24 protein-coding genes and 1 pseudogene are annotated in these 26,322 nt (G+C 63.9%); 10 read left to right on the plus strand and 15 right to left on the minus strand.

What is annotated here, in order from left to right; all coding sequences use genetic code 11:
* Positions 1-47 precede the first annotated feature (47 nt).
* A complete protein-coding gene (locus B4383_RS19710) occupies positions 48-392 on the plus strand; it encodes a hypothetical protein (RefSeq protein ID WP_286143740.1) in 345 nt (114 codons plus the stop codon).
* Here the strand turns inward: B4383_RS19710 and B4383_RS19715 are convergent.
* From B4383_RS19715 to B4383_RS19740, 6 genes are all read right to left on the minus strand, one after another.
* Positions 389-2,746 (minus strand): penicillin acylase family protein, encoded by a 2,358-nt coding sequence (locus B4383_RS19715; protein ID WP_078292886.1) that lies wholly within the window; start codon positions 2,744-2,746, stop codon positions 389-391. The two genes, B4383_RS19710 and B4383_RS19715, sit on opposite strands and share 4 nt — an antisense overlap.
* Before the next feature lie 2 nt (positions 2,747-2,748).
* Positions 2,749-3,615, minus strand: a complete 867-nt coding sequence (locus B4383_RS19720) for a polysaccharide deacetylase family protein (protein ID WP_139360907.1) — start codon at positions 3,613-3,615, stop codon at positions 2,749-2,751.
* 22 nt (positions 3,616-3,637) lie between these two features.
* On the minus strand, positions 3,638-4,951 hold the full coding sequence (locus B4383_RS19725) for a PhoH family protein (RefSeq protein WP_078292887.1): 1,314 nt from the start codon (positions 4,949-4,951) through the stop codon (positions 3,638-3,640).
* A gap of 326 nt (positions 4,952-5,277) precedes the next feature.
* Positions 5,278-6,084 (minus strand): acyl-ACP desaturase, encoded by an 807-nt coding sequence (locus B4383_RS19730; RefSeq protein WP_078292888.1) that lies wholly within the window; start codon positions 6,082-6,084, stop codon positions 5,278-5,280.
* 151 nt (positions 6,085-6,235) lie between these two features.
* Positions 6,236-7,693 (minus strand): glycine hydroxymethyltransferase, encoded by a 1,458-nt coding sequence (locus tag B4383_RS19735; protein ID WP_078292889.1) that lies wholly within the window; start codon positions 7,691-7,693, stop codon positions 6,236-6,238.
* 21 nt (positions 7,694-7,714) lie between these two features.
* Positions 7,715-8,923 carry a DUF885 domain-containing protein gene (locus tag B4383_RS19740; RefSeq protein ID WP_078292890.1) on the minus strand — a complete coding sequence of 403 codons (1,209 nt, stop codon included), beginning with the start codon at positions 8,921-8,923 and terminating at the stop codon, positions 7,715-7,717.
* A 118-nt stretch (positions 8,924-9,041) separates the two neighbouring features.
* Here B4383_RS19740 and coaA point away from each other — a divergent pair, with 118 nt between their 5' ends.
* Genes coaA through B4383_RS19755 form a run of 3 tightly spaced genes read left to right on the plus strand, consistent with a single transcriptional unit; the run spans position 9,042 to position 12,137 of the window.
* Complete coding sequence (gene coaA, locus B4383_RS19745) at positions 9,042-9,974, plus strand: type I pantothenate kinase (RefSeq protein WP_078292891.1); 933 nt, start codon at positions 9,042-9,044, stop codon at positions 9,972-9,974.
* Between the two features lie 40 nt (positions 9,975-10,014).
* A complete protein-coding gene (locus tag B4383_RS19750) occupies positions 10,015-10,413 on the plus strand; it encodes a nuclear transport factor 2 family protein (protein ID WP_078292892.1) in 399 nt (132 codons plus the stop codon).
* Between the two features lie 41 nt (positions 10,414-10,454).
* Positions 10,455-12,137 (plus strand): GMC family oxidoreductase, encoded by a 1,683-nt coding sequence (locus B4383_RS19755; RefSeq protein WP_078292893.1) that lies wholly within the window; start codon positions 10,455-10,457, stop codon positions 12,135-12,137.
* Positions 12,138-12,211: 74 nt separating this feature from the next.
* Here B4383_RS19755 and B4383_RS19760 read toward each other — a convergent pair whose 3' ends face one another.
* A complete protein-coding gene (locus B4383_RS19760; protein WP_078292966.1) occupies positions 12,212-12,646 on the minus strand; it encodes a hypothetical protein in 435 nt (144 codons plus the stop codon).
* A 131-nt stretch (positions 12,647-12,777) separates the two neighbouring features.
* On the opposite strand from B4383_RS19760, the gene B4383_RS19765 reads away from it, so the two are divergent.
* Positions 12,778-13,686: an oxygenase MpaB family protein gene (locus tag B4383_RS19765; RefSeq protein ID WP_078292894.1), complete on the plus strand. Its 909-nt coding sequence runs from the start codon at positions 12,778-12,780 to the stop codon at positions 13,684-13,686.
* Here B4383_RS19765 and B4383_RS19770 read toward each other — a convergent pair.
* From B4383_RS19770 to B4383_RS19805, 8 genes and pseudogenes are all read right to left on the minus strand, one after another.
* Positions 13,669-15,066, minus strand: coding sequence for a hypothetical protein (locus B4383_RS19770; protein WP_078292895.1), 1,398 nt, complete (start codon positions 15,064-15,066; stop codon positions 13,669-13,671). The genes B4383_RS19765 and B4383_RS19770 overlap by 18 nt on opposite strands.
* Positions 15,067-15,094: 28 nt before the next feature.
* Positions 15,095-15,716, minus strand: a pseudogene (locus B4383_RS19775) (DUF5701 family protein).
* A gap of 36 nt (positions 15,717-15,752) precedes the next feature.
* Positions 15,753-17,249 carry a carboxylesterase/lipase family protein gene (locus B4383_RS19780; protein WP_078292967.1) on the minus strand — a complete coding sequence of 499 codons (1,497 nt, stop codon included), beginning with the start codon at positions 17,247-17,249 and terminating at the stop codon, positions 15,753-15,755.
* A gap of 43 nt (positions 17,250-17,292) precedes the next feature.
* Positions 17,293-18,516, minus strand: a complete 1,224-nt coding sequence (locus B4383_RS19785; protein WP_176126701.1) for a hypothetical protein — start codon at positions 18,514-18,516, stop codon at positions 17,293-17,295.
* Positions 18,509-18,877 carry a carboxymuconolactone decarboxylase family protein gene (locus B4383_RS19790; protein ID WP_078292897.1) on the minus strand — a complete coding sequence of 123 codons (369 nt, stop codon included), beginning with the start codon at positions 18,875-18,877 and terminating at the stop codon, positions 18,509-18,511. Before B4383_RS19790 ends, B4383_RS19785 begins: the two co-directional genes overlap by 8 nt.
* The gene (locus B4383_RS19795; protein ID WP_078292898.1) at positions 18,870-19,736 is read right to left on the minus strand and encodes an NAD(P)-dependent oxidoreductase; all 867 of its coding nucleotides are present in this window, start codon (positions 19,734-19,736) and stop codon (positions 18,870-18,872) included. Before B4383_RS19795 ends, B4383_RS19790 begins: the two co-directional genes overlap by 8 nt.
* Positions 19,733-20,494, minus strand: coding sequence for an SDR family oxidoreductase (locus tag B4383_RS19800; RefSeq protein WP_078292899.1), 762 nt, complete (start codon positions 20,492-20,494; stop codon positions 19,733-19,735). Before B4383_RS19800 ends, B4383_RS19795 begins: the two co-directional genes overlap by 4 nt.
* 13 nt (positions 20,495-20,507) lie before the next feature.
* Positions 20,508-21,977: an aldehyde dehydrogenase gene (locus B4383_RS19805; RefSeq protein WP_078292900.1), complete on the minus strand. Its 1,470-nt coding sequence runs from the start codon at positions 21,975-21,977 to the stop codon at positions 20,508-20,510.
* Positions 21,978-22,148: 171 nt separating this feature from the next.
* Here B4383_RS19805 and B4383_RS19810 point away from each other — a divergent pair, with 171 nt between their 5' ends.
* Genes B4383_RS19810 through B4383_RS19830 form a run of 5 tightly spaced genes read left to right on the plus strand, consistent with a single transcriptional unit; the run spans position 22,149 to position 26,317 of the window.
* A complete protein-coding gene (locus B4383_RS19810; RefSeq protein WP_078292901.1) occupies positions 22,149-22,736 on the plus strand; it encodes a TetR/AcrR family transcriptional regulator in 588 nt (195 codons plus the stop codon).
* Positions 22,733-23,938, plus strand: coding sequence for a cytochrome P450 (locus tag B4383_RS19815; RefSeq protein ID WP_078292902.1), 1,206 nt, complete (start codon positions 22,733-22,735; stop codon positions 23,936-23,938). Before B4383_RS19810 ends, B4383_RS19815 begins: the two co-directional genes overlap by 4 nt.
* Positions 23,938-24,765: an SDR family oxidoreductase gene (locus B4383_RS19820; protein ID WP_078292903.1), complete on the plus strand. Its 828-nt coding sequence runs from the start codon at positions 23,938-23,940 to the stop codon at positions 24,763-24,765. Before B4383_RS19815 ends, B4383_RS19820 begins: the two co-directional genes overlap by 1 nt.
* A complete protein-coding gene (locus B4383_RS19825; RefSeq protein WP_078292904.1) occupies positions 24,762-26,114 on the plus strand; it encodes a cytochrome P450 in 1,353 nt (450 codons plus the stop codon). The genes B4383_RS19820 and B4383_RS19825 overlap by 4 nt, the downstream gene beginning before the upstream one ends.
* Complete coding sequence (locus tag B4383_RS19830) at positions 26,114-26,317, plus strand: ferredoxin (protein WP_078292905.1); 204 nt, start codon at positions 26,114-26,116, stop codon at positions 26,315-26,317. Before B4383_RS19825 ends, B4383_RS19830 begins: the two co-directional genes overlap by 1 nt.
* Positions 26,318-26,322 lie beyond the last annotated feature (5 nt).

The following is a 26,322-nucleotide window of genomic DNA, read 5'->3' on the forward strand; positions in this document are numbered from 1 at the left end:
CCCGGTTCGTCCGACTGACCCTCGTCATCGCCGGTATCTACCAGGCGGTGACGGGGGCGTGGGCGATCGTGGCTCCGCAGTCGTTCTTCGACACACTCGGCGCGTTCGGTGTGCGAAACGATCACTACCTGTTCGACTTTGGCTCGTTCGCGATCCCGGTGGGGCTGGCGCTGCTGGCCGCGGTGAAGTGGTCATCGTGGCGAGTACCGGTGCTGGCCATCGCCACCGGGCACTGGGTACTGCACACCGTGAGCCACCTGGTGGACACCAACCATCACCAGGGCCAGACCTTGGGGCTGCTCGAAGGTGTCGGCCTGTTGGCGACGGCAGCACTGTTGGCGCTGGCCCTATGGTTCGCGGCCTCCGAGGAATCCGACTCCGAAATGGCCTAGCGTGGCCGCGATATGGTCACCGTGGACACCGCCTCCCTGGCGACATCACCGGCGGTGAAGGCCAACGGTCGCAGCTGCTCGGCGCTAAAGGCCTGGGCTCCTGCGTAGTACGCAGGGTTCTTCGAATCGTCCGGGTTTCCGTAGACCAGAAGGCCTTTCGCGTCCGGCCCATCGGGGCCGTACTGCAATGCCATGACGAAGCTGTCCCCCTCCTGGATGGGATAGCCGTTGAACACTCCCGAGGGACTCGGGATGGCACGCAACTCCGTACCCGGTTCCAGCCGATCCCCGGGGTTGGGTTGCGGCTCGGAGCTGGTACCCCAGGAACAGCAATCCACGATATTGGCGGCGCCCTCAATATCCGTTCCACCACCGATCGGCAATAGGTGTCCGGTGTGCGCTTCGCGTTGCACATTGCCCAATGGCGCGTCGACCGGGATACCCGCACGCTGCAGAAGGCGCACGGCAGCAGCCAATTCCGTGAGCCAGGGCGTCACATCGGCCACCGGAATCGAGGGCGAATCAACGGGCTTGGCCGGATCAAACCCGTCCGAGAACAACCTGCCACGGTCTTTGCGCTCTTCCGGGGTAAACCGGGAGAGCCATTCGCGGAACACGACGGCACCGCGCGCGGTCTTGGTGAACGTGCCGTCCCAGCCTGCCAGCGCGGAACAGGCGGGCCCCAGGTCGACGCCATCGACCACCGTGGTCGCCGTGCACGCCCGCACCAGCGGTACGCGCAGTTGATCGGCAAGGATCGCGCGATCGCTAAACAACGCGGCGCTCACGTCGTCCACCGACCACTTGCCACTGTTGCCCGCGAGCAGCCGCGCGTTGGTCTTGGTCCGGGGTGACAGCATCCACCCCTCGCCGCCCTGCTGGGGCTGATAGCCGGTAAGCAGCTGATCCGGGTGAGCAAGCCACATGCTGTCATTGGCGTTGAAGACGTAGTCGCGCCGCTCCAGCTGCGGCATGTGGTCGTATCCGATGAGCCCGGGTGCGGCGGCATTCTCATCGTTGGCCCAGTCGAAGAGCGACCGGGATCCATCGAGCACCACCAGGCCCGCGGAGCGATACGCGTCCCTGATCAGCCCCGGCTTTTCGCGGTCGATCGCCCACGCGGCAAGGGCTTCCTTGGACAAGTTGGGTGTCGCTGAGCTATCGACGATCCAGGCGCGCCCGTCAGCGCTCGTCGAGACGGTATTCATCCATGGCACACCGCGATGAGCCCGGAACACATCCTGGAACTCATCCATAGAACCTGCGGTGGCCATGCCCAGGTATTGCGACAGCATGGTGTTGGTATCGGCGTTGGCATCGGCTACCGCGATGGCCTGCGCCCGGGTCCAGCCCACGGTATCCACGTCGGCCACCGGCCCGTGGTTGGTGGAGTAGAGGGTGCGGCTCATCGACGAGATGCCGTGCTCGCCGGCCACGTCAATGGTGATGGGGTCGGGCGTCATCACCTGGCGCCGGCCGTCGACGTAGTAGGCGGTGGGGTCCGACGGATCCAGGTCGTAGCGGTACAGCGCGAAGCGGCGCCCGGCTGCCACGGTGGCCGTCCAGGCCACCGCATCGGTGAATCCGAGTTGCACCAAAGGCATTCCGGACAATCCGACACCGTAGACGTTGAGCTGTCCGGGGATGCTCTGGTGCGCCTCCCAGAGACGGTTCTCGCCCGTCCATGGGTAGTGCGGGTTGGCCAACAACAGCCCGCCGCCGGTGCTGGAACGTTCCGAGCCCAGGGCCCATCCATTGCTACCCATCCGCGGCGGAGCGGGCAATGTGCCCGGGCGGGGCGCCGACGCACCTGAAGGCGGTTGTGCCCGGCCGATTTCGGTGATCATGGAGATGCTGGACACCGTCATCACGACATCGGAGAAATGCGCGTACAAGTCCTGCGCGGTGATAGGCCCTACCCACCCGGCGCCATCGCACCAGCCACCGTTCACGCCGTTGACCGACAATGACTCGTTGAACCCCGCGACGTAACCGTCGACCAGTTCGCGCACCCTGGCCGGCTGGTTGGCCCAGCGCTGGGGGGCGTTCTCCCACAGTTTCAGGTGGCGGTAGCCGAAGTCCATATCGACGTTCCGATTGTTGGCGCCCGGCCCGAGCCACTTACTGCGCTCACCGCGCATCTTCACAATCTGGTCGATCAGGGTGCAGGCACGATCCTCACCGAATGCGTACCCGGTGCCGTAACCCAGTGAGCCCCAATCATCGGCGCTGACATGTGGGACACCACGTTCGTCTCGGCTGATCGTCGCCGAGTAGCGCTGCGGTGTGGGAAGCACGACGCTGGCGGGTCCGACAAGCAGTGCCGTGATCAACGCCAAAGCGACGAGACGCACCCCTATTGCCCGACGGCCGGCCCACCCGCACCCTGGTTGGGCAGGTCCGTGATGGGGATATTTGTCGCGGGCAGCGGGGACGGCGTGTTCGGCAGCGGCGGAATCTCCGATGCCGGAATGTCTTTCAGGAGGTTCACAGGTGGACCGTTGTCCCGGCTTCCGTAACTGCTGCCGGGCTCGCGCGGGCCAAGTAACTTCGTGACGGTCACCGCGTGGTAGCCGTTGGCCCTGAGCACCGGGAGGAACTGCTCGACGAGATCCACTGTGCTCGAATACGTGTCGTGGAAAAGCACCACGGACCCCGGCTTGATCTGTGACATCAGGATGGCCCGGCTGGCATCGGTGTTCGAGTCGTTGGCCCAGTCGAACGGGATGACATCCCAGTTGATATCGGCCAGGCCCTGTTTCTTGGCTTCGGCCAGAACCTGATCGTTGATCAGGCCACCCGCGGTGCGGAACAGCTTGGGGCGCTGACCCGTGGCCGCTTCGATGGCGTCGCTGGCCTTACTCAGCTGGCCCGCGATTGCCTCCAGCGGGATCGTCGTCATGTTGGGGTGTTCCCAGGTATGGCTGCCCAGCTCCATGCCGGCGTCCACGACCCGCTTGGCGCCCGCAGGATCGCGCTGGACCTTGTTGCCGATTTCAAAGAAGGTCGAGTGCGCGCCATTGGCTCGCAGGATCTCCAGCAGCCGGTCGGTGAATGGGCTCGGCCCGTCATCAAATGTCAGCGCCACGCACTTCTCGCGTTGACAGTCCACCGGCTCGTCCAGGGCGCGCTGCTTATCGGTGACGACGATCGCGGCCGCGATCAAACTTCCCACAGCGGCCGCGACCATCGTCCACCGAAAGACATCACGCTTGGATAGCACGCCCCACAGCGTAACCGTCAGTTCAAGAGGAGAGCCCGGGCCCGAACTCCTCCAGCATCTCTGTGACCAGCGCGGCGATGGGTGAACGCTCACTACGCACCAGCGTGACGTGCGCGAACAGCGGATGGCCCTTGAGCTTCTCGATCACCGCGGCCACACCGTCGTGACGACCGACACGCAGGTTGTCACGCTGCGCGACGTCGTGAGTGAGCACCACTCGCGAGCCGCTGCCCAGCCGCGACAGCACCGTCAGGAGCACGTTGCGCTCCAGGGATTGCGCCTCGTCGACAATCACAAAGGAGTCATGTAGGGACCGTCCACGGATATGCGTGAGTGGGAGCACCTCGAGCATGCCGCGCGAGAGCACCTCTTCGATGACCGCCGGTGACGCCAGTCCTTCGAGGGTGTCGAAGACGGCCTGCGCCCACGGGCCCATCTTCTCGCTCTCGCTGCCCGGCAGATAGCCCAGCTCCTGACCGCCGACTGCGTACAGCGGACGGAACACCACAACCTTGCGGTGGCTACGCCGCTCGAGCACCGCTTCGAGTCCGGCGCACAGCGCCAGGGCCGACTTACCGGTACCCGCCTTGCCGCCGAGAGAGACGATGCCCACCGACTCGTCGAGCAGGATGTCCAGTGCCACACGCTGTTCCGCGGAGCGCCCGCGCAGTCCGAAGACTTCACGATCACCGCGCACGAGCTGCACCCGCTTCTCCGCGTTGACTCGGCCAAGTGCGCTCGAGGTGCCGCCGAGTAGCCGGATTCCAGTGTGGCACGGTAGATCTCGCGCCGCCTCCAGATCGACCTCACCGGCCTCGAAGAGCGAGTCGATGACGTCAGGAGCGGTGTCCAGCTCGGTCATGCCCGTCCAGCCCGAGTTCACCACGTCCTGAGCCCGGTACTCGTCGGCAGCCAAGCCCACCGCACCGGCCTTGACACGCAGCGGAATGTCCTTGCTCACCAACGTAACCAGCTTGCCCTCGGCGGCGAGGTTGAGTGCGCACGCCAGAATCCGAGAGTCGTTGGAGTCGGTGCGGAAGCCCACAGGCAGCACCGAGGGATCGGTGTGATTCAGCTCGACATGAAGCGAACCACCTTGTGTCCCAACAGGAATCGACTGATCGAGACGGCCATACTCCAGCCTCAGATCGTCGAGCATCCGCAACGCGGTACGGGCGAACCAACCCAGCTCGTGATGGTGACGTTTGCCTTCCAGCTCACTGATCACCACCAGCGGGATCACTACCTCATGTTCGGCGAATCGGTTTGTGGCCCAAGGGTCAGACAACAACACCGAGGTGTCGAGCACATAGGTACGGATTGTCCCAGGGTTCATTGAAGCAGTCACCGAGCGCTCCTGACATCCGTGCGGCACCACACGCGATCTGTCGTGGACGCGGTCGGTACCGTGTGTGGACGCCTCATGAGACCGTCCACATCAGGACCGGGGCCGGTCCTGTCGTTTTCGCCACGATCAGTACCTCCCGGATAGCAAAGCATGTCGCTAGCCATCGCTTTTGACGCTACTCGCACCTACGGGCAGATGCCGCGCACCGAATCGAGCGTGTTGACTAACACCGGGTTAACGCGCATTTCGCGCGAGTGTCGGCTCGTCACACGAGTACACAAGTGCCCCCGCAGAGGGCGACACTCGGCGAAGCTTTAGAGCCGCTCGGTCACGCCCCACTTGTCGGTGAGTTCGCGAACCACGTCCTGCACGGTGACCTCGTCGATAATTCCGGCCTCAGCCACGGAGGCGACCTTGTCCTCGTAACCGTCGATGTCGGCGCCGATGACCTGCAGTTCCGCGGCGCGGGCCTTGATGGCCGCGATGGTGTCCTCGGGGTGCAGACGCAGGCATTCGAGCACAATGTTGCTGTAAATCTGCTCGTGACGACGCTCGTCCTTCTCGATGTTCGCGAGCAGGCCCTTGAGCACGTCATCGTCGGTCAGCGCGGCGAGGTTCTGTACGAACACCGCGTGCATCTGCTCGAAGAACGCGTTGAACACCAGCGTCTCGATCTGGCTGTACGAGTCGGCCCGGTAGCCCTTCATGACGTGAGCCAGCCGGGTGTCCTCATCGCCGCTGGGATCGGCATTACGGGTCACCACGAGGTATTCGCGCAGCGTGATGGCGTGCAGGTTCTCCTCGGCGGTCCAGCGACCGATGAAATCCGCCCACGGGATGATCTCCAGCGAGAAATGCTCGACCATCTCGCGGTGATAACCCGCCAGGTTGTCCTTGGTGATCAGCAGGATCTGGATGGCGTCGACGACAGCCTTGGGCAGCTTGACGTCAGAGGGTTCCCAGTCGCGTCCACCCAGGAAGGCGAAGTTCTCACCCTCGTCATAGGGGACGTGCTCATGGGAGTACCAAAGCTCCGCCGTGTCGCGATGGCGATCGATGTTCTCGGCGACGACGTCCGTCAGCTCAAGAGTCAACGCATTGGGTACAGGTTTCTGTGCCATGCGGTAACAGTAACCGGACGCGTAGGAAATGTGAAATCGCCACGCGACCCTTAACGGGCAGACGCAAAAGCCCCCGAAACACCAGCGTACCGGGGGCTTTTGCTGGGGATACCTCCCGCTTGCGGGGGACTAGTTGTGATGACTAAAGACCCTAGAGCGTGAGGCCCGGATACAGGGGGTTGGCCGCCAGCAATTCGGCCGAAGCGGCCCTCACGCGGTCCGCGACACCGTCGGCAAGCGTGTACTTGGCCTTCGAGGTGCCGTCGGCCTCGGTGTTGGACAGCACGTCGACGACGAGCTCGGCCACCTTGTCGAACTCGTCACCGTCAAATCCGCGGCTGGTGAGTGCCGGGGTGCCGAACCGGATGCCGCTGGTGTACCAGGCGCCGTTGGGGTCGGCCGGGATGGCGTTGCGGTTGGTGACGACGCCCGCGTCGAGCAGGGCCGACTCGGCCTGGCGCCCGGTGAGCCCGAAGGACTGCACGTCGAGCAGCACCAGGTGGTTGTCGGTGCCGCCGGTGACCAGGCGCGCGCCGCGCTTGAGGAAGCCCTCGGCGAGCGACTTGGCGTTATCGGCGACGCGCTGCGCGTACGCCTGGAACGAGGGCTGGCGCGCCTCGGCCAGAGCGACAGCCTTGGCGGCCATCACGTGCGACAGCGGTCCGCCCAGCACCATGGGGCAGCCCTTGTCGACGGCATCGGAGTACTCGGCGGTGGCCAGCACCAGGCCGCCACGCGGGCCGCGCAGTGACTTATGGGTGGTGGTCGTGGTGATGTGGGCGTGCGGCACCGGGTCCTCGTCGCCGGTGAACACCTTTCCGGCGACCAAGCCGGCGAAATGCGCCATATCCACGAACAGGGTGGCACCCACCTCGTCGGCGATCTCACGCATCTTGGCGAAGTTCACCCGGCGCGGGTACGCGGAGTAGCCACCCACCAGCACCAGCGGCTTGAACTCGCGTGCGGCCGCGGCCAGCGCGTCATAGTCCAGCAACCCGGTTTCCGGGTCGGTGCCGTAGCTGCGCTGATGGAACATCTTGCCCGAGATGTTCGGGCGGAAGCCGTGGGTGAGGTGGCCGCCGGTGTCCAGTGACATACCCATCAGACGCTGGTTGCCGTACTGATGGCGCAGCTCCTCCCAATCAGTCTCGGACAGGTCGTTGACGTTGCGCACACCCTTCTCTGCGAGCGCCGGCGCCTCCACCCGAGTGGCCAGGATTGCCCAGTAGGCAACGAGATTGGCGTCGATTCCGGAGTGCGGCTGGGCGTACGCGTAGGGCGCACCGAACAGCTCGCGGGCATGCTCGGCGGCCAGCGCCTCGACGGTGTCGATGTTCTGGCAACCGGCGTAGAAGCGATGGCCGATGGTGCCCTCGGCGTACTTGTCGGAGAGCCAGGTGCCCATGGTGAGCAACACGGCAGGCGAGGCGTAGTTCTCGCTGGCGATCAGCTTGAGCGAATCGCGTTGGTCGGCAAGCTCTTTGCGGGTCGCGTCCGCGATCCGCGGTTCGATGGTCTCGATGACCTCCAGGGCCGAACGGTACGCGGCGCTGGCGGTCTCGGCGTACTGCGCGCCCTGCGCAATGTCGCTGGAAGCTGAAGTCGTCATGGCCCTCAGCCTAGTAGGCGCCTATACCAAGGTGGACGCCACCAGGGGCTCGTCCAGCAGCCGCCCGAAGCGGGTCGTGAGGGACTGTTCCGGCGGACGACGATCCAGCCACCCCTTCAACAGTTGATAGCCCTCGACGTAGGTGGAGATGTATGCCCGCCACAGCGGCGAGGACAGGAATTTGAGCATGTGCCGGGCACGCTCATCGGGGACCAGCAGCCAGCGTTTCAGGAATGCGATCACGTCTTCGACGTCACGGTGCTCGTCATGCAGCATCAGCGCCGCGTCTTGGCGCACGTTGATCAGCCCGGCCCGTGCCTGCCCCATGGCCTGGGCTTGTTCGCCGTCGAAGCGCAGCCCGAGGTCGGCGTAGATCTCTTGGGCCCACAGCCCCCAGTCCTCACCAACGGCCGCGTAGAGAGCGAGATCGGCGAGCCCCTCGGCCATCAGGCACTGCGGCGTGTTGACCAGGAAGATGGTTTGTTCCTGCTGGTCTCCCAGGTGCACCAGGCCGGCTTCCTTGCGGCAGTGCTCGGTGTGGTGCCCGGGGTAGGACTCGTGGGCGATCAGAGCCGGCACGTTGTTCAGATACTGCTTGAGATCGGAATTGACGGCGACCGTCGAGCGGTAGTTGCCCTCGTAGTAGTTGAACCCCGACCAGGGTTTGTCGCTGACGACCTCGTAGGTCACCGTCTCGGTGTCGGGCAGCGGAAACTCCGCACGCACCCGGTCACGCAGTGCACTGGAGAAAGCGTCCACACATTCCTGCAGGCGGTTCGGGTCGATCTCCTGAGACCGGTCATAGGCGGTTTTCCGTTCCAGCAGCGAACCGCCCTCCGGCAGAACAGAATCGAGGGCCTCATGCGCTTGCTCATAGCGCTCCTCGTCGCCCTTCGCGATGCGCACATCGAAGTAGTCATGCACTTCGTCGACAAATCCGATGTCCTCGCCCGCGAACTTGCGCCCGGCGCAGGCCAGTGCCTTCAGGTGGGTGTCGATGAACGCCTTACGCACCCCGTCCAGGTCGCTGGCGGCCAGCTCTCCGCGCAGCGCACTCGCCTGCCGTGCGAGGTCGGCCGGATTGGGAGTGGGCTCATTCTCGACACGCTGCCGCAGCGCCGGGTCGCCCGTGAACGAGTCGACGTAGCCACTTTCGATGCGGTCAAATCGCAGCCCGAGCAGCAGGTATTCGGTTACGACACCATTCTTCGATGCGCCGTTATCGCCCATGTCACACAACCCTAGTGCCGCGTTCACGAAGGGTTCCTGCAAGACTTGCCACTATGAGTGTTGGTCTTCGCGCAAGCGGCCCATCCACGCACTCTTCCTTCTTGCGAGCGGCGCATCGATGCCGCGGCTGAGCGAGCCGAGCCCCTATGTGGAGTTCGACCGGAAACAGTGGCGCGCGCTGCGTAAATCCACGCCGCTGGTCCTCACCGAGGAAGAGCTCATCGGCCTGCGCGGTCTGGGCGAACAGATCGACCTGACCGAGGTCGCCGAGGTCTACCTGCCGCTCGCTCGTCTCATCCATCTCCAGGTGGCCGCCCGGCAGCGCTTGTTCGCCGCCACCGCCACCTTCCTCGGGGATCAACACCCGGACCGTCTCGTCCCCTTCGTCATTGGAGTGGCGGGCAGCGTCGCGGTCGGCAAGTCGACAACGGCCCGCGTACTGCAGGCACTGCTCGCGCGCTGGGACCACCATCCCCGGGTGGACCTGGTGACCACCGACGGATTTCTCTACTCCAATGCCGAGCTGTCTCGACGGAACATCATGCACCGCAAGGGCTTTCCTGAGAGTTACAACAGGCGCGGACTCCTGCGATTCGTTACCGAGGTCAAATCGGGGGCGCATGAGGTCACCGCCCCGGTGTACTCGCACTTGCTGTACGACATCATCAAGAACGAGAAACACGTTGTGCAGCAACCCGATATCCTGATTCTTGAAGGCCTGAACGTACTGCAAACCGGCCCGACGCTGATGGTCTCGGACCTGTTCGATTTCTCGATTTATGTGGACGCGCGCATCGAAGACATCGAACAGTGGTACATCTCCCGATTCCTCGCGATGCGCTCCACGTCATTCGCAAATCCTTCCTCACATTTCCATCACTACGCCAAGCTGTCCGATAAGCAAGCAACCCTTGCCGCACAGGAGATTTGGCATTCGATCAACCTGCCGAACCTGCTGGAGAACATCCTGCCGACCCGGCCACGCGCGACGCTGGTGCTACGCAAAGATGCCGACCACTCGATCAACCGGCTGCGCCTGCGCAAGCTATAGGTCGTCTTGCGCGAAGTAGACCGAATGGTATATTCGGCGCATGATCAACAACGTGGTTGAAACCTGGCACGGCATCATTTCCGGCGCCAACCCGGAAGCGCTCAACGACCTGCTGGCAGAGGATGCGGCCTTCTACTCCCCCGTGGTGTTCACCCCGCAGCAGGGCAAGCAGATCACCGCCATGTACTTGTTGGCCGCCTTCGCCACGCTTGCCGGACCGGACAACAACTTCCACTACACCAAGGAAGTCCTGGACGGGAACACCGCGGTACTCGAGTTCGAGGCGACCGTGGACGGCAAGTACATCAACGGAGTCGACATCATCACCTGCGACGATGCCGGCAAGATCGTGGAGTTCAAGGTCATGATCCGTCCGCTGCAGGCCATCAATCTGCTACACGAGAAGATGCGCGCCGCGTTAGCCCAAGCGCAAGGCTGATTTCACCCCACAGCTCACGACCAACCAGTAGGTTGACCGCCATGGACTATGACTACGACGTAGTCGTCATCGGGTCCGGTTTCGGTGGGAGCGTTGCGGCCCTCCGCCTCACCGAAAAGGGCTACCGAGTCGGCATACTAGATATGGGGAAACGCTGGAAACGCGAGGATTTTCCCCCTAACAACTGGCACGTTCGCAAGGCGATGTGGGCACCCGCGCTCGGGTGCTTCGGACCGCAGCGACTTACCGTGTTGGGCAAGACCTTCATCGCCAGCGCGGTGGGTGTGGGCGGTGGATCGCTGATTTACGGCAACACCCTGTATGAGCCGCTGGAGCAGTTCTACACCGATAAGCAATGGGCGCATATCACCGACTGGAAGTCCGAACTGGCGCCCTATTACGACCAGGCCAGCCGAATGCTCGGAGTCGCGCAGACTCCGCACACGACCCCTCCCGACGAGGTGCTGCTGGCCGTGGCCAAGGACCTGGGCGTCGAGGACACCTACCACCCCACCAATGTGGGCGTCTTCTTCGGCGACGAGCCCGGCAAGACCGTGCCGGATCCGTACTTCGGCGGCGCCGGCCCCGAACGCGCCGGGTGCATCGGCTGTGCGGCCTGTATGACCGGCTGCAAGCACAACGCCAAGAACACCACCGAGACCAACTACCTGTATCTCGCGGAACACGCTGGCGCAGAAATACATCCGCTGACCGAGGTGCTCGACGTGCGGCCCCTGCAGGATCGTGACGGCTATGCGGTCAGCACCAAACAGACCGGGCGGCTGGTACGCAAGAAGAAGCGCACGTTCACCGCACAGCATGTGGTGTTCTCGGCGGCATCGCTGGGAACCCAGCGGCTGCTGCACAAATTCAAGGATTCAGGGTCGCTGCCCAACCTGTCGGATCGTCTGGGCGAACAGACACGCACCAACTCCGAATCCGTGCCCATCGTCTATTCCCCCACCCGCGATGACTTCTCGCAAGGCGTCGCCATTACCTCGTCGATCCACCCTGAACCCAACACCCATGTCGAGGTGGTCCGATATGGGGAAGGCTCGACGTTCCTCAGCATGTTGGGCACCAACATGGTTGACGGCGGCCCGTGGCGTTTCGCGCGCACCTGGCTGGCCAACGTGCGGCACCCTGCCATGGTGTTCCGATCAATGTTCCCCTACCGCGCCGCGCAGCACTCCATCATCGTGCTGGTGATGCAGTCGTTAGACAACTCGCTGACCACCTATCTCAAGCGCGGGCTGTTCGGCAAGAAGATGACCACCAAACAGGGCTCGGGAGAACCGAATCCGGATTGGATCCCGGTCGCGCACGATGTCGCGCGCCGAATGGCCGAGAAGGTCGACGGATACGCGGGCAGCACCCACCTGGATTCGATGAACATCCCGCTGACGGCGCATTTCATCGGCGGCTGCCCCATCGGTGATTCTCCCGAGACCGGCGTGATCGATCCGTACCAACGGGTCTACGGATATCCCGGGCTGTATGTCTCCGATGGTTCGGCGATCTCGGCCAACCTGGGGGTGAATCCGTCATTCACCATTACCGCCCAAGCCGAACGCGCAATGGCGTTCTGGCCCAACAAGGGTGAGCTCGATCCGCGGCCGGCGCTGGGCTCGCCCTACAAGCGCGTCTTCCCGGTGCAGCCCAACCGTCCGACGGTTCCGGAGTCCGCAGCCGGCGCGCTGCGCTTGCCGCTGACCCCGGTCTAGACATGTTGGTGCCGGGCCACCCAATAGATGGCCCGGCACCGGCTCACCTCGGAATCGGGTGAGCATGTGGGCGGCTACGCGGAGCGCAGGCGCCGTAGTCCGAGGAATTGGATGTCCGCCATGACGGCGGTGTAGATACCGAACACGATGCACAGAGTCACGCCTGCGGTGGTCAGCGGCACCCATGTCATGACGCCCGCCAACACGTAGAGCGCGGTCGCCAACAGGTTGCCGGCGATGTAGACAACGCCGATCGTGCCGAGCTTGGACCTGTCGGCTCGGCTCAAGACGAACGCAAGCACCCCGTATCCGATGAGGGCGGCGGCATGCGCCACCTGAAATCCCAGCGAGGGACCGAGCGGCTCGACCAGCCATTTCGCGGCGATCAGGAGGACGACGGCAACCGCACCGGTGGCGATGCCGTCGAGGCCGATTCCAAATCGCAGGAGCGAGTCGGGTTGGGCGAAGCGTGTGCGAAGTACCGAGGCGTTCTCTGAAGCTATGGACATTGGGGACTCCTTGGGAGAAAGCTCTGTGCGAAAGCTGGCACGACCCACATTGCCGCTCATGCACTGCCATCTCGACATTCGGCACTGCCAATTCCTGCCAAATTCGTCGCGCGCTGTGCCATCATCTGAGGATGACAACAGCGGATGTCATCTCTATCGCACCCGGTGCTCAGCTGGGCAGTCGTTCATTGTTATGGCGCTGGGCCGGTGATATGCGCATCGCCCTCACCGGCGGCACCGCCGGGCTCCTGCAAACGATGGATCCCGCCATCGGCTACGCACTGATCGAGCACTCGAACTTCTTCGCAGACCCCGTGGACAGGGTGTTCCGCTCGTTACCCCCGATCCTTGGCACCGTGTACGACGATCCCGCGGCCGGCACCGGCATGACGGTGCGGGACTTTCACCGCGACATCAAGGGCATCCAGCCCGACGGCGTCCGGTATCACGCGCTGAACCCGACGACCTTCTGGTGGGCCCATGCGACGTTTCAGGTGATGGTCGAACAGACCATCGACAGGTACTCCCGTTACCGGCTCACCGACGCCGAACGTGAGCAGCTCTACCAAGAGGGTGTCGAATGGTATCGCCGGTACGCGATGAGTGAGCAGCCACTGCCACCGAATAGAGACGCGTTCCAACAGGAGTGGGATCGATACTGCGACGAGGTGCTCGCCCCCAACCCTGCGGCCGACTATCTGATGAAGGTCATCGAGGGACGTGCCGTCCCCGATATGAGCAAGTCCCCGTACCTACCGGTGGCGCCCTATCTGAAGCCCGCCGCGAAACTCGCCTTGCCCACCGCACCGATGCGCATGGCGTTGGCGCCACCGCTGAGACTCACCATCTACGGCGGCTTGCCGCCCCAGGTACGCAAGCGTTTTGGGATCCGCTGGAACCTGGCGGACGAGACGGCCTACCGCGCGCTTTTGCGCGCCGTGCCACTGGTGTGGCCCTTCATCCCGACATCGTGGAGATGGCATCCGGGCAGCCACGCGGGCTGGCGGCGCGAACGGGGACGGCTACCGCGAAACTGGTGATGAACCGTTGGTGCGAACACCATTGGGCACCGGGACGGTCCGTGCGCGCAGATCCGCGGCGATGAGTTTGGCCGCGGCGTTCTGCCAGTTGTGCAACGAACGCTGCGGCACCTCGGTGACCAGCCACTGCCACGCCTGACGCGATACCGGGTCCAGTCCTGCGGCGGTCGCACCCTGCGCGTACGCCCGCACGCCCATGACGTACGGGAAGTACAGCGCGTTGTAGTAGCGCCATTGATCGGTGGTGCCGAAATCCCCGTCCTCCCGCGGCTTGAGCCGTGAGATGGATTCGGCAAGCACCGCCCTGAGCTCGTTGGCACGCTCGACAGGCTGATCGGAGGCGCCACGATCGGTGAGGCGTTCATCGATGGCGGGCAGCGATGTCAGCGGGCTGGCGACGAGTTTGGCCAGGTCGCCATAATGGCTCAAAGCCCGGCGAGTCAGGCGGGTGAACGTTTCGTCGTCGACGCCGTCGATGGGCGATGCTGATTTCAGCGGTAGTGCGGCCTCGGTGTTACGCAGCTCGGAACGATCGTGGCGCAGCTGGGGAGAGCGCGAGAAGGCCAGGCGGTCAAGGAAGTCGGCGAAGGGGCCCGATTGCACCTGGATGCAGATGGCCAGGGCGACGCTGGTGAACAACAGGACCACCAGGGCGACCGATTGACCGACGACGGCGATGCCGATCATGGCCTGGGCGCCGAACAATGCCCCGACCAGAATGGAGGCGACGAACGAACGCAGCATGTCACCGCGCAGGGCCTGCCCCTCGTCGAAGGCGTCCCAGAGCGCCACACCCAGACCGAGCAATACCAGATCGAAACCTGTCGACGCCAACGCCAGCCAGCTCGGCAGGATGCCGAGCGGGATGATCAGCTGCGCGTCGCCGAGGGTGAAGAACATGGTGGCGACCAGGACGACGCCCCGCGCCGAACCGGGTATCGAGGCACGTCGGCGGAACAACAAGATCGCCGCACCGATGGCGGCGGTCCCATTGGCACAGAACATGATCCAGTGCCCGAGTTGGGCGGGACCGGCGATGGTTCCGGCCAGCGACGCCCCCACCAGCAGCACGACCGCCAGGACGACACCGGGGATGGCCATCGCGGCGCGATCACGCCACCGATCCCCGGTGTTGGTGAGTTCAAGCAGCACCAGCAGCCAGGCGACGCTCGGGATGATTGCGGTGAAAACCTCGATGCGGCCCAGCAGTTCGGCATCGGATCCCGGAGTAACCCGGATGGCGTCGAGTGCGACGACAACGGAGTAGCCGATCAGTCCGATCGCGGCGAGGACCAGGACGGGCTTGCGGGGATTGCGCGCGAGCAGATACAGACCCAGCCACCAGCTGAGTCCGAAAACCAGTGCCGACATCGCCACCATTACTTATAGTGTGACAGGTGCGCGTTGATCACATCCAGTGACCGCGACGAAGCGACCCAAGGGCAACCCTCGCACCGCATGAGGCGGTGCCCAACCAGGTATGCGGATTGCGATCCCAGCACCATCCGAGTTTCGGGCGCCGATCGGATATCCAGATCGCGGGCACCCGCTGTCCTTTCCCCCGCGAGGCGGCCAGCGAGAAGCACTTGTTCTTGCGCAACATGCCCGACCGCATCATCACCAGAATGATGCCCTCATCGATCGTCAGCGGAGAGCGTGCGCGCGGTGATCGTCTCCAGTGCCCGCTCCGGTGTCACATCGCAGAACTCGCTCCCGGTGTCGATATCGGAGAGCAGGTAGGCCCGACCCGGGATGTCCACGATCGGTTGGTACACCTCGGCGTCGCCGTCATCCATGACGTGAAAAACGTTGCGCCCATTCAGGCTCATCAACGGCGCCGTCTGCTCGTAGCTGGTTCCGGTGACGACGAAGATGAACGGAATGTGATCGGCGGGATCGACGGTGGACGGCGGGAGATCAGCGACCCGAGTACGAAGCTCCGGGGCGCAGTCGTCGACTGGGTATCCACGTTCAGTCAGATGGGCGAGCTGGCGGTCGAATTCATCCTGAGCAGCGGCATTGACCGTCAAAGCAGCAGTCTCCCGGCAAGTTCCCGCGAGGACCGCTCAGGCTGCGCGGCTGAGATCGCGCCACAACTCCCGCTGCACACGATGCGGGTCCAGGTCGATACGCCGATGCTGGTCGAACACCATGACGGCGTGCTCCGGCTCCCTGTAGACCGGCCATTCGGTGCCCGGGATGCCCGTGCGTGAGAACGCGAGCCAACGGCTCTGAATGTCCTCGGTGAGCGCCAACGCGTCCTGCATATCTCTTTTCCCGGCCAACGCGGGCCAGCGCTTGAAGAGGCCGAACACCGCGAACAGTTCCGTCGCGTGGGCAGCCCCCGGCCCGAAACGCCGCAACGGGCGCGGCGCGTAGTCGTACCGGTAGAAGTAGACCGACGAGTGATGGCTGTGCGCCTGCGCCACGCGCCAGGCCTCCGAGCCGAACATCGCGTCCCCCAAGAGACGCACCAAAGCAGCCTTGGACGGATAGCCCTCGTAGGAACTGATCACCCGCTTCGCAGCCTCGGGGCCGAGGGCACCGAGAGTTCCCGCCACAGCACGTGCGTCGAACCGGGACAACGACATCACCCGGGTCAACAGTCGGTTGAACAACCGGGCCTCTTCCGCGTTGTACCCGATGATGAGTGGGACCCGATGCGCCTCACCACATTCCATCATCGCGATCGGGTCATCGGGTACGACCTCACCGTCGATGCTGGGGCCCACACCCAGCGAGAAGGTCGACTCCCGGGTTTTCGCGGTGAGCAGCCGGTGTGTCGCCCGCACGAGATCACGCGGCCTGGCATTGACGACCGCCCCGGCGGCGCTGCGGATGTCGACACCGAGATACTCGACGAGCCGGCGCGCTGTGGCCGCCGCCTCATCCCGGGTGTGGATCATTCCGCTGGGCGTGCTCTGGCAGATCGCGCGCTGGAACAGCCCGGCGGCCGCCGGAACGGTCAACAGCATCTGGACACAATGTGCCCCGGCACTTTCTCCAAAGATCGTGACGCTGTTTGGGTCTCCGCCGAAGGCCGCTACGTTGTCGCGCACCCACTGCAGCGCCAGCACCAGATCGCGCAAGTACAGATTGCTGTCGATGGTGTGCCGATCATCCGACAGCGAGGACAGGTCGATGGCCCCGTAGGCCCCTACCCGATAGTTCACCGAGACGAAAACACAGCCGCGCCGCGCAAGATCGGCGCCGTCGTATAAGGCCAACGCGGAACTGCCCAAAACATAGGCGCCGCCGTGGATGTAGAACATCACCGGCAGAGCCTCCCCGAAGGTCTCATCCGGGACGGTGACGTTCACCGTCAGACAGTCCTCGCTGACCGCCTGGAACCTATTGATCGAGAGCGGTACGTAGATACGTTTCTGCGGGGACGCCGATTTCCAGGAATCGCAGGGCAGCACCCCAGCCCAGGGTTGCGCGGGCGCCGGGCTGCGCAGACGCAATGCACCCACCGGGGGCTCGGCGTACGGTATGGCGCGAAAGCGATGCACACCGGTATCGCGGAAGCCCTCCACCACGCCGTTCGCGGTCTGCACCCGCACCGGAACCCGGGCGGCGCCTTTCGAGATCTTTGCCATCGGCGCCTCAGACCACCGTCAGGGGCAGCGACTTGCGCGGCTCGAAGACGAACCGTGACCCCCCGCTGACATTGGCGATCATCACCTCGGGCAGTTGCTTGTCAACGCCCTCATGCTCGACGAACGAGGCCACCCAATCCGCTGCGTCTCCCGCCACCTGCACACCGATATGCGGATCGACCGCCGTCGCAATGGCCTGCAACGGCCTGACTTCGGAGGGGCCACACAGCGAGATCCAGGCAGCATCCTCGTGCGCGGGCGACGGCCACACATGAAGCTGGCCGCCGGAGATCTCGGCGTTCACATATCCGACGGGACTCAACAACGGATGCAGTTCCAGCACCCGCAGCACACCCTCGATGCCGTCCGGCATCTGCAACGCGTGCTTGATCCGCGCGGCCGCGACGCCCGCGAGCCCGATGAGCTGCTGGGTGCACACGGTGCGGGCCAGCTCCGCATCGGACGCCCGCTTACGCACCGCGATGGAGAACCCCAGAAACAGCAGATGCATTTGCAGGCAGATCTCGTCGGCTATCCGCACCAGTGCCGAATGTGAGAACGCCCCGAAGTCCAGGTCGGACAGCAGCGGTCCGGCGTAGTCGGAGGCTCCCACGTCGGCCGGATCGATTCCGCCCAATTCCCAACCGGCAGCTATCGATGCCCCGACGACGTGCAGGGCCGGGATTCCGGACACCGCCGGATACGACTCGTCGATGGTCACCGTCCACGCGCAATGCGGATGCCGGTCTGCGGGCGTGCGTGGCGGCCGGTGAATCGGGCGCACCTGCGCATGCGGATTGGTGGCAAAGGCCGTCGCATCGAAGGTGGGGTCTTCGATGTCGTGGCACATGCCCGTCACGTAATCGGGTCCGAGCGGTTCGACGTCGAGCAGCGCACCGCAGTGGTCAAGGTGAAACTCCCCGTGCCACCTGTCATGCACGGTGTAACGGAAGTCCATGAACTGTGGCGGAGCCCCGATGTCGAGCTGCATACCCTTGAAGATGGTGATCACATCGTTGCCCTCGAACCGCAGTGCCTTCTGCATGCGACGGGTGTAGATCGGACTCGATGACGCCCACTCCTCGATGGCGACCTGCAGCATCTCCTCCCGCCCGAAATGCTGTATGCAATAGGCCATTCCAGATCGATCGATCAGCTGACCGATGAGCAGTAGCTCCGGAACCAGGACCGCCAACTGGCCCTGGGATAGCGAGGCGAATCGGCTAGTCACCCTTTGACTCTTTCGCGCGTTTGGCGATGGCCATCTCGACATGCTTATTGACCCGTTGCCCGAGTGGCCACCCCACGTAGTGCGTGATGAACAGCGCGACCTCACGCAGCTCGCCATCGGTGAGCTCACCGTTCTTGAGCGCGGCACCCGTCTGGATCTCCAGAATCTCGTCGAGCCCCAGGGCGCTTACCGCGCCCAGGAGCAGCAGTCGACGATCACGCATCGACAGCTCCGGGCGATCCCAAATAGTGCCGAAGAGATGCTCGGCGGTGTACTTGAAGTAGTCGCCGGGCAGGTCGGGCATGTCCCAGCCGTAGACCTCTTTCATCTTGTCCAGGCCCTTGCGGCGCAGCTCATCCATTACTTGCCCCTTCCTCATGTGGCACACCAAGACTCGCGGCCAGTCGCTCACGGGCCAACGAGGCCAGCGGTAGCTGGACGGACTGCTCTTCGCCCAGCGCCAGGGCCAGGCTCAGATCCTTTTCACCGAGACCGCGCACATGCGTGAAGATCGGGTGCCAGAAGCTGTCCGCTGTCACCGGTTCGGTGGTATCCCGCAACATGATGGCGCCCGGCCCACCGGTGATGGCGTCCGTGTGACGCACCACCTTGCCCAGATCGGTGATATCCAGGCCACAACCTTCGGCCAGGCGCTGCGCCTCCCCTGCCGCGGTGAAGGCAACGAAATGTAGGAGGTTGCGCGCCAGCTTCATTCGGGTGCCCGCACCCGGGGCACCGGCATGAATCACCAGCGACGCCCACTTTGAGAAGGGCTCCTTGACCCGTGCGAACGTCTCGTCGTCGGCGCCGACCATGGTGGCGAGCTCGCCCTTGTGGGCGCCGGGGGCGCCACCGCTCACCGGTGCGTCGATGACGTGAATCCGTTGGGGCGCCAGTTCCTTGGCGAGCTGCACCGCAGTCGTGTCACTGATGGTGGAGTGGATGGCGATGATGGTGCCCGGCTTGACTCTCGGCGCGAGTTCCCCAACCACCTCACGCACCTGCGCGTCGTCCAGCACGGTGACGCTGATGAGGTCGGCAGCGGCGATATCGGCCAGGTTGTCCGCGGCGCGTGCGCCGGCCTCGACGAGCGGCGCCATGGTCTCAGTCCGCAGATCGAAGACCGTCAGACCGCCGGGCCAGTCGACAAGTCGCTGGGCCATGGGCGCACCCATATTGCCCAGACCGATGTACCCCAGTGTGAGGGCAGATTGCGTCATGACCGGATGATCTGTCCACCGTCGACGTTGAACACCTGGCCGGTGATCCAGGAAGCCTTATCTGACAACAGGAAAAGGCACATGCCCACCATGTCGTCGACGGTGCCCATGCGGCTCAGCGGGATGTTCTTGACGAGCTCGCTGCGGAACTGCTCCGGCACGGTACCGCGGGTCGCCTCGGTGTCAGTAGGCCCTGGCGCGATGGCGTTGATGCGAATCTTCTGACCACCCAGCTCACGCGAGAGCTGCTGCGTCAGACCGTTGATGCCCACCTTCGCCAACCCGTAAAAGCCCGAGTACAGCCAAGCCGCCGTGGAGGATTGGTTGACGATGGCGCCACCTCCGCGCTTGGCGATGTGCTTGTACACGGCCCGGGTACACACCAGCGCCCCGTCCTGGTTCACGCTCATGAACTTTTTGTAGTAATCCCACGGGACCGACAGCAGCAGATCGAGCTTCATACCGCCGTAGATCGCCGCGTTGTTCACCAGATAGTCAATGCCACCAAACTCGGTGACTGCCTTGTCCGCCATGGCTATTGCCGAATCAGGATCGGAGACGTCGACACTCGCGAAGATGGCCTTGCCACCGTCGGCGACGATTTGCTTGGCGACGCCCTCACCCAATTCGGCGTTGATATCGGCGACCACCACCGCCGCACCTTCGCGTGCCAGCGCATGCGCGTACGCCTCACCGATGCCCTGCGCGGCACCGGTGACGATGGCGACCTTGCCCTCGAACTGCCCAGTCGAACTCACGTTGTGATCCTTCCTACTTCACTGCCGTTGCAATGACTTTGGTTTCCAGGTACTCCTCGAAACCGGCGACGCCCATTTCCCTGCCGTTACCCGATTGCTTGTAGCCGCCGAAGGGCGCGTCGGCGGAGTACCAGACGCCGCCGTTGACATTCACCGTTCCTACTCGCAGCCGGGATGCCACTCGCGCCGCGCGCTCGTCGTCTCCACTGAACACCGTCCCGGACAGTCCGTACGGTGAATCGTTGGCGATCCGCACGGCGTCGTCGTCGCCGTCATGGGCGATCACCACGAGCACCGGACCGAAGATCTCTTCGCGCGCCACACGTGCGTCGTTGGTCAGCCCGGTGACGACGGTGGGTTCGATGAAGAATCCACGGTCCCTGCCCTCTGGCCGTCCGCCTCCGCAGGCAAATGAGCCGCCCTCGGCGACAGCAAGATCCAGGTAGGACTGGACCCTGTCACGCTGGCGGGCCGAGATCACCGGCCCACAGATCGTTCCCGGTTTGGTGGGATCCCCCGGCTTGAGCGAGCCCATCGTCGCGGCGGCCGCTTGCACCGCCTCGTCGTATCGTGTGCGCGGTACGACAAGCCGGGTGGTGATGGCACATCCCTGGCCCGCATGCATGGCCGCGGTGAATGCGGAGACCGAGCAGGCCGCAGCGAGGTCGGCGTCATCGAGCACGACGAACGCCGATTTGCCGCCGAGTTCCAGGAATACCTTCTTGACGGTGGCGGCGGCGTCGGTCATGACCGCACGCCCGGTCGCCGTGGAGCCGGTGAACGACACCATGTCCACCCGGGGATCCGTCGACAGCTGCGCACCGATGCGGTGGTCGCTGGAGGTGACGATGTTGAAGACGCCCGGTGGAAAGTCGGTGTGCTCGGCGATTATTCGACCTAACACCGCTGCGCACCACGGGGTATCCGGCGCCGGCTTGAGTATCAGGGTGTTGCCGGCGGCCAGCGCCGGGCCCACCTTGGCGAGGTTGATCTGATGAGGAAAGTTCCACGGTGTCACCGCCCCGACCACCCCGACGGCTTCACGCGCGAGAGTGCGTTGAGTCTTGATGCCCATGGGCGCGGCGATACCGAGATCGGTGTTCCAATCGAAGGATTCCGCGGTATCTGCGGCGAATCGCAGATCGTCCACCGGCCCCTCGAGCTGTGCACCGGCGGTCAGCATTCGAGGCGCCCCCACCTCGGCGATGGTCAGCTCTCGCAATTCCTCGATGTGAGCTCTCATGCCATCGCGCAGCTGACGGAGACACTGCACGCGCAGAGCCACATCCCGTGACCAGCCGGTCTCGTCGAACGCACGGCGCGCTGCCTCGATGGCATGACTCATGTCGTCGATGTCGGCGTCGGCCGCGGTGCCGAGCACCTCTTCCGTGGCCGGGTTCACCGTCGGGAACCGCCCGGCACCTCCGGGAATCAACTTTCCGTCGATGAACAGATCACTGTCGCCATCGGCCAGGAGCACCATGTCACCTCATCCCAAGAATCTGGACACTTGTCCATTCCCTACCCGTGAACCATAACCATCAAAATCCCACCATGGCAAGACCGGAGCCAGGGAAGGCTTAGAAATTATTGGTGGACAGCATTTTTCACAAGGCATCTTGCCCAGGCGAGGCGCGGGCGCTAATCTGGACACGTGTCCAGTGAAGCTGTGGTGACCCTCACAAGTGAATCGCCCCGAAACCGGCGCCAGGAGGAGACGATTCGCAAGATCGTCACCGCGGGCCGGGAGATGCTCGGCGAGACCACCTACTCGGATCTGACGATCCGCGGTGTGGCGGCCCGCGCCAAGGTCGCCCCCGCGACCGCCTACACGTACTTCTCCTCCAAGAGTCATCTCGTCGCCGAGATCTACCTCGATCTCATCCATGAAGCGCCCTACTTCACCGACGTCAACGACGGCCAGTCCGCGCGAGTCACCAAGACGCTGCGGAGCCTGGCATTGGTGGTTGCCGACGAGCCCGAGATCGCGACGGGATGCACGACCGCACTACTGAGCAACAACGACGAAGCCGTGCGCGCCGTCCGCGACAAGATCGGGCTGGAAATACACCGCAGGATCCGCTCGGCGATGGGACCCGACGCAGATCCACGCGTGGTGTCGGCCCTCGAGATGACCTTCTTCGGCGCCCTCATGCACGCGGGCAGCGGCACCTTCACCTATCACGAGATCGCCGACAAGCTCACCTTCGTGGTGGATCTCATGCTGGGAAAGAACGAATGACAGCCGCCTCTATGTCCTCATTGGTGTTCGACCCGTACGACTACGAATTCCACGAAGACCCGTACCCGTACTACCGGCGATTGCGTGACGAGGCACCGCTGTATCGCAACGACGAGCTGAACTTCTGGGCACTGTCGCGACACCAGGATGTGTTGCAGGGCTTCAGGAACAGCGAGGCTCTGTCAAATGCGAACGGCGTCTCGATGGACAAGGCCTCCTTCGGGCCGCATGCCAAACTGGTGATGTCGTTCCTGGCGATGGACGACCCCGAGCACCTTCGACTGCGCACGCTGGTATCGAAGGGGTTTACTCCCCGGCGAATCCGTGAACTCGAGGACCGGGTCGTCGCGCTGGCACGCATGCACTTGGACAGGGCCTTGCAGCACAAGAGCTTCGACTTCATCGCCGATTACGCCGGCAAGCTGCCCATGGACGTCATCTCTGAGCTGATGGGCGTGCCCGAGCCCGACCGCACCCGCATCCGGGAACTGGCCGACGGCGTCATGCATCGCGAGGATGGCGTCGCCGACGTGCCACAGAAGGCCATTCAGGCCTCGATCGACCTCATGACCTACTACATCGACATGGTCAAAGAGCGCAGACGTCAGCCCTCCAACGATCTGACGTCCGCTCTGCTGCAGGCGGAAATCGACGGCGACCGTCTCACCGACGAGGAAGTGATCGCCTTCCTGTTCCTCATGGTGATCGCGGGCAACGAGACCACCACCAAGCTGCTGGCCAACGCCGTGTACTGGGGCCACCGCAATCCCGATCAGCTCGCCGGCGTCTACGCAGACCACGAGCGGATACCGCTGTGGGTTGAGGAATCGCTGCGCTATGACACCTCCAGCCAGATTCTCGCGCGCACCGTGGCCGAGGATATGACGTTGTACGACACGACCATCCCCGCCGGTGACATCCTGCTGCTGCTTCCTGGTTCTGCCAACCGCGACGACCGGGTGTTCGAGGATGCCGACGACTATCGCATCGGACGCGAGATCGGCGCCAAACTCGTGAGCTTCGGCAGCGGTGCCCATTTCTGCCTCGGCGCGCACCTGGCACGCATGGAGGCCAAGGTCGCCCTGACCGAGCTGTTCACCCGGATCAAGCGCTACGAGATCGACGAGAGTACCGCCGTACGTGTGCATTCCAGCAATGTCCGTGGATTCGCCTATCTGCCCATCACCGTGGAGGTCTGCTGATGCCCCGTTTCGAGCCTCACCCGCGTCGGCGCCCATCAATCATCAGCGGAGCATCTTCGGGCATCGGTGCGGCGACGGCGATCGAGCTCGCGGGCCGTGGATTTCCGGTCGCGCTCGGCGCCCGTCGTGTCGACAAGCTGACCGAGCTCGTCGAGAAGATCCGGGTCGACGGCGGCGAGGCCGTGGCCTTTCCTCTCGACGTCACCGATGCCGACTCCGTGAAATCCTTTGTCGCGGAGAGTGTTGATGCCCTGGGTGAGATTGATCTGCTGGTGTCTGGCGCAGGCGACATGTACCCGGGCCGGGTCCATGAAATGAGCGCAGACACCTTCGCCGCGCAGATTCAGGTGCACCTGTTGGGTGCCAATCGGCTTGCCACGGCGATCGTCCCCGACATGGTGACTCGGCAGCGCGGCGATGTGGTGTTCATCGGGTCCGACGTCGCGCTGCACCAGCGTCCGCACATGGGCGCGTATGGCGCAGCGAAGGCGGCATTGCTCGCCATGGTGAACACCATGCGCATGGAGCTGGAGGGCACCGGCGTTCGGGCCTCGATTGTGCACCCCGGCCCGACATTGACCGCGATGGGCTGGCAGCTTTCCGCCGAACAGGTCGGCCCCATGCTGGAGGACTGGAAAGCCTGGGGACAGGCACGGCACTCCTACTTTCTGCGTCCCTCCGATATCGCGCGTGCAGTCACCTTTGTCGCCGAAACCCCTAGGGGCGCACATATCGCGGAAATGGAAGTGCAGCCGGAGGCGCCGTTGAGGAACGCCCCGGCTGACAAACAGAAGCTTGAACTCGGCGAGGAGGGCATGCCGTCATGACTACCCCAACCGTTCCACGCGTCTCCGGCGGCGAGGACCAGTACGGCCATCTGGAGGAATTCCGCACCGATCCCATCGCGCTGATGAAACGCATCCGGGACGAGTGCGGAAATGTCGGCACGTTCCAACTCGCCGACAAACAGGTGGTATTCCTCTCCGGAGCTGAAGCCAACGAGTTCTTCTTCCGGTCCAGCGACGAAGATCTGGACCAGGCCGAGGCGTACCCGTTCATGACACCGATCTTCGGCAAGGGGGTGGTATTCGACGCCGACCCGGAGCGCCGCAAGGAGATGCTGCACAACGCGGCGCTGCGCGGCGAACAGATGAAGGGGCACGCGACCACCATCGAAAACGAAGTCCGGCAGATGATCTCGCGCTGGGGAGAAAGCGGTGAAATCGACCTTCTCGACTTCTTCGCCGAGTTGACCATCTACACGTCCTCGGCCTGCCTGATTGGCAAGAAATTCCGTGACGAGCTAGACGGCAGGTTCGCCCACCTATACCACCAGCTTGAGCAGGGCACCGATCCGTTGTGCTACGTGGACCCGTACCTGGAGATCGAGAGCTTCCGCCAGCGCGATGAAGCGCGAAAAGGCTTGGTGGCGCTAGTTCAAGAGATCATGAACAACCGGATCGCGAACCCGCCGACGGATAAGAGTCAGCGCGACATGCTCGACGTGCTGATCATGATCAAGGACGAGGAGGGCAATCCTCGCTTCACCGCCGACGAGATCACCGGGATGTTCATCTCCATGATGTTCGCCGGGCACCATACGAGTTCGGGCACTGCCTCGTGGGTGCTCATCGAACTGCTGCGCCACCCCGATATCCAGACACAGGTCGTTGACGAGCTGAACGAGCTGTATGCCGATGGCAGCGAGGTGAGTTTCCACGCACTGCGCCAGATCCCGAAGCTGGAAAATGTGCTCAAGGAGACGCTGCGACTGCACCCGCCCTTGATCATCCTGATGCGGGTCGCCAAGGGCGAATTCGAGGTTGGCGGGTTCCCGATCCACGACGGAGACATGGTGGCGGCCTCCCCCGCCGTGTCGAACCGAATCGCCGAGGACTTCCCCAACCCCGACGGGTTCGTACCGGACCGCTACGAAAAGCCGCGGCAGGAAGACATCGTCAATCGCTGGACCTGGATACCGTTCGGCGCAGGTCGGCACCGCTGCGTCGGCGCCGCGTTCGCCACCATGCAGATCAAGGCCATCTTCTCGGTGTTGTTGCGCGAGTATGAGTTCGAGATGGCACAGCCTGCCGACTCGTACCACAACGACCATTCCAAGATGGTGGTGCAGCTAGCCCAGCCGGCCAAAGTTCGTTACCGCCGCCGGAGTGCCTGATGTCCTACCGAATCGATGTCGACCGGGATCTATGCCAGGGGCACGCCATGTGCGAGCTGGAGGCCCCGGACTACTTCCGCGTTCCCAAACGCAGCACCGTCGAAATCCTGAACCCAGAACCGCCTGACGACGCTCGCGACGAGATCGAGCGGGCCGTCGAGGAATGTCCCGCCAGAGCCCTATTCATCACAGAAAAGTTTTAGGAGTG

The sequence above is a fragment of the Mycobacterium sp. D16R24 genome (assembly GCF_002013385.1).
GTDB lineage: Bacteria > Actinomycetota > Actinomycetes > Mycobacteriales > Mycobacteriaceae > Mycobacterium.

Coding starts and splice junctions, on each gene's coding strand:
- B4383_RS19795 (WP_078292898.1), bottom strand. CDS start 19,736: ATGACGCAATCTGCCCTCACACTGGGGTACATCGGTCTGGGCAATATG.
- B4383_RS19730 (WP_078292888.1), bottom strand. CDS start 6,084: ATGGCACAGAAACCTGTACCCAATGCGTTGACTCTTGAGCTGACGGAC.
- B4383_RS19750 (WP_078292892.1), top strand. CDS start 10,015: ATGATCAACAACGTGGTTGAAACCTGGCACGGCATCATTTCCGGCGCC.
- B4383_RS19815 (WP_078292902.1), top strand. CDS start 22,733: ATGACAGCCGCCTCTATGTCCTCATTGGTGTTCGACCCGTACGACTAC.
- B4383_RS19760 (WP_078292966.1), bottom strand. CDS start 12,646: ATGTCCATAGCTTCAGAGAACGCCTCGGTACTTCGCACACGCTTCGCC.
- B4383_RS19725 (WP_078292887.1), bottom strand. CDS start 4,951: ATGAACCCTGGGACAATCCGTACCTATGTGCTCGACACCTCGGTGTTG.
- B4383_RS19820 (WP_078292903.1), top strand. CDS start 23,938: ATGCCCCGTTTCGAGCCTCACCCGCGTCGGCGCCCATCAATCATCAGC.
- B4383_RS19740 (WP_078292890.1), bottom strand. CDS start 8,923: ATGGGCGATAACGGCGCATCGAAGAATGGTGTCGTAACCGAATACCTG.
- B4383_RS19805 (WP_078292900.1), bottom strand. CDS start 21,977: ATGGTGCTCCTGGCCGATGGCGACAGTGATCTGTTCATCGACGGAAAG.
- B4383_RS19765 (WP_078292894.1), top strand. CDS start 12,778: ATGACAACAGCGGATGTCATCTCTATCGCACCCGGTGCTCAGCTGGGC.
- B4383_RS19770 (WP_078292895.1), bottom strand. CDS start 15,066: ATGGTGGCGATGTCGGCACTGGTTTTCGGACTCAGCTGGTGGCTGGGT.
- B4383_RS19755 (WP_078292893.1), top strand. CDS start 10,455: ATGGACTATGACTACGACGTAGTCGTCATCGGGTCCGGTTTCGGTGGG.
- B4383_RS19830 (WP_078292905.1), top strand. CDS start 26,114: ATGTCCTACCGAATCGATGTCGACCGGGATCTATGCCAGGGGCACGCC.
- B4383_RS19735 (WP_078292889.1), bottom strand. CDS start 7,693: ATGACGACTTCAGCTTCCAGCGACATTGCGCAGGGCGCGCAGTACGCC.
- B4383_RS19825 (WP_078292904.1), top strand. CDS start 24,762: ATGACTACCCCAACCGTTCCACGCGTCTCCGGCGGCGAGGACCAGTAC.
- coaA (WP_078292891.1), top strand. CDS start 9,042: ATGCCGCGGCTGAGCGAGCCGAGCCCCTATGTGGAGTTCGACCGGAAA.
- B4383_RS19790 (WP_078292897.1), bottom strand. CDS start 18,877: ATGGATGAGCTGCGCCGCAAGGGCCTGGACAAGATGAAAGAGGTCTAC.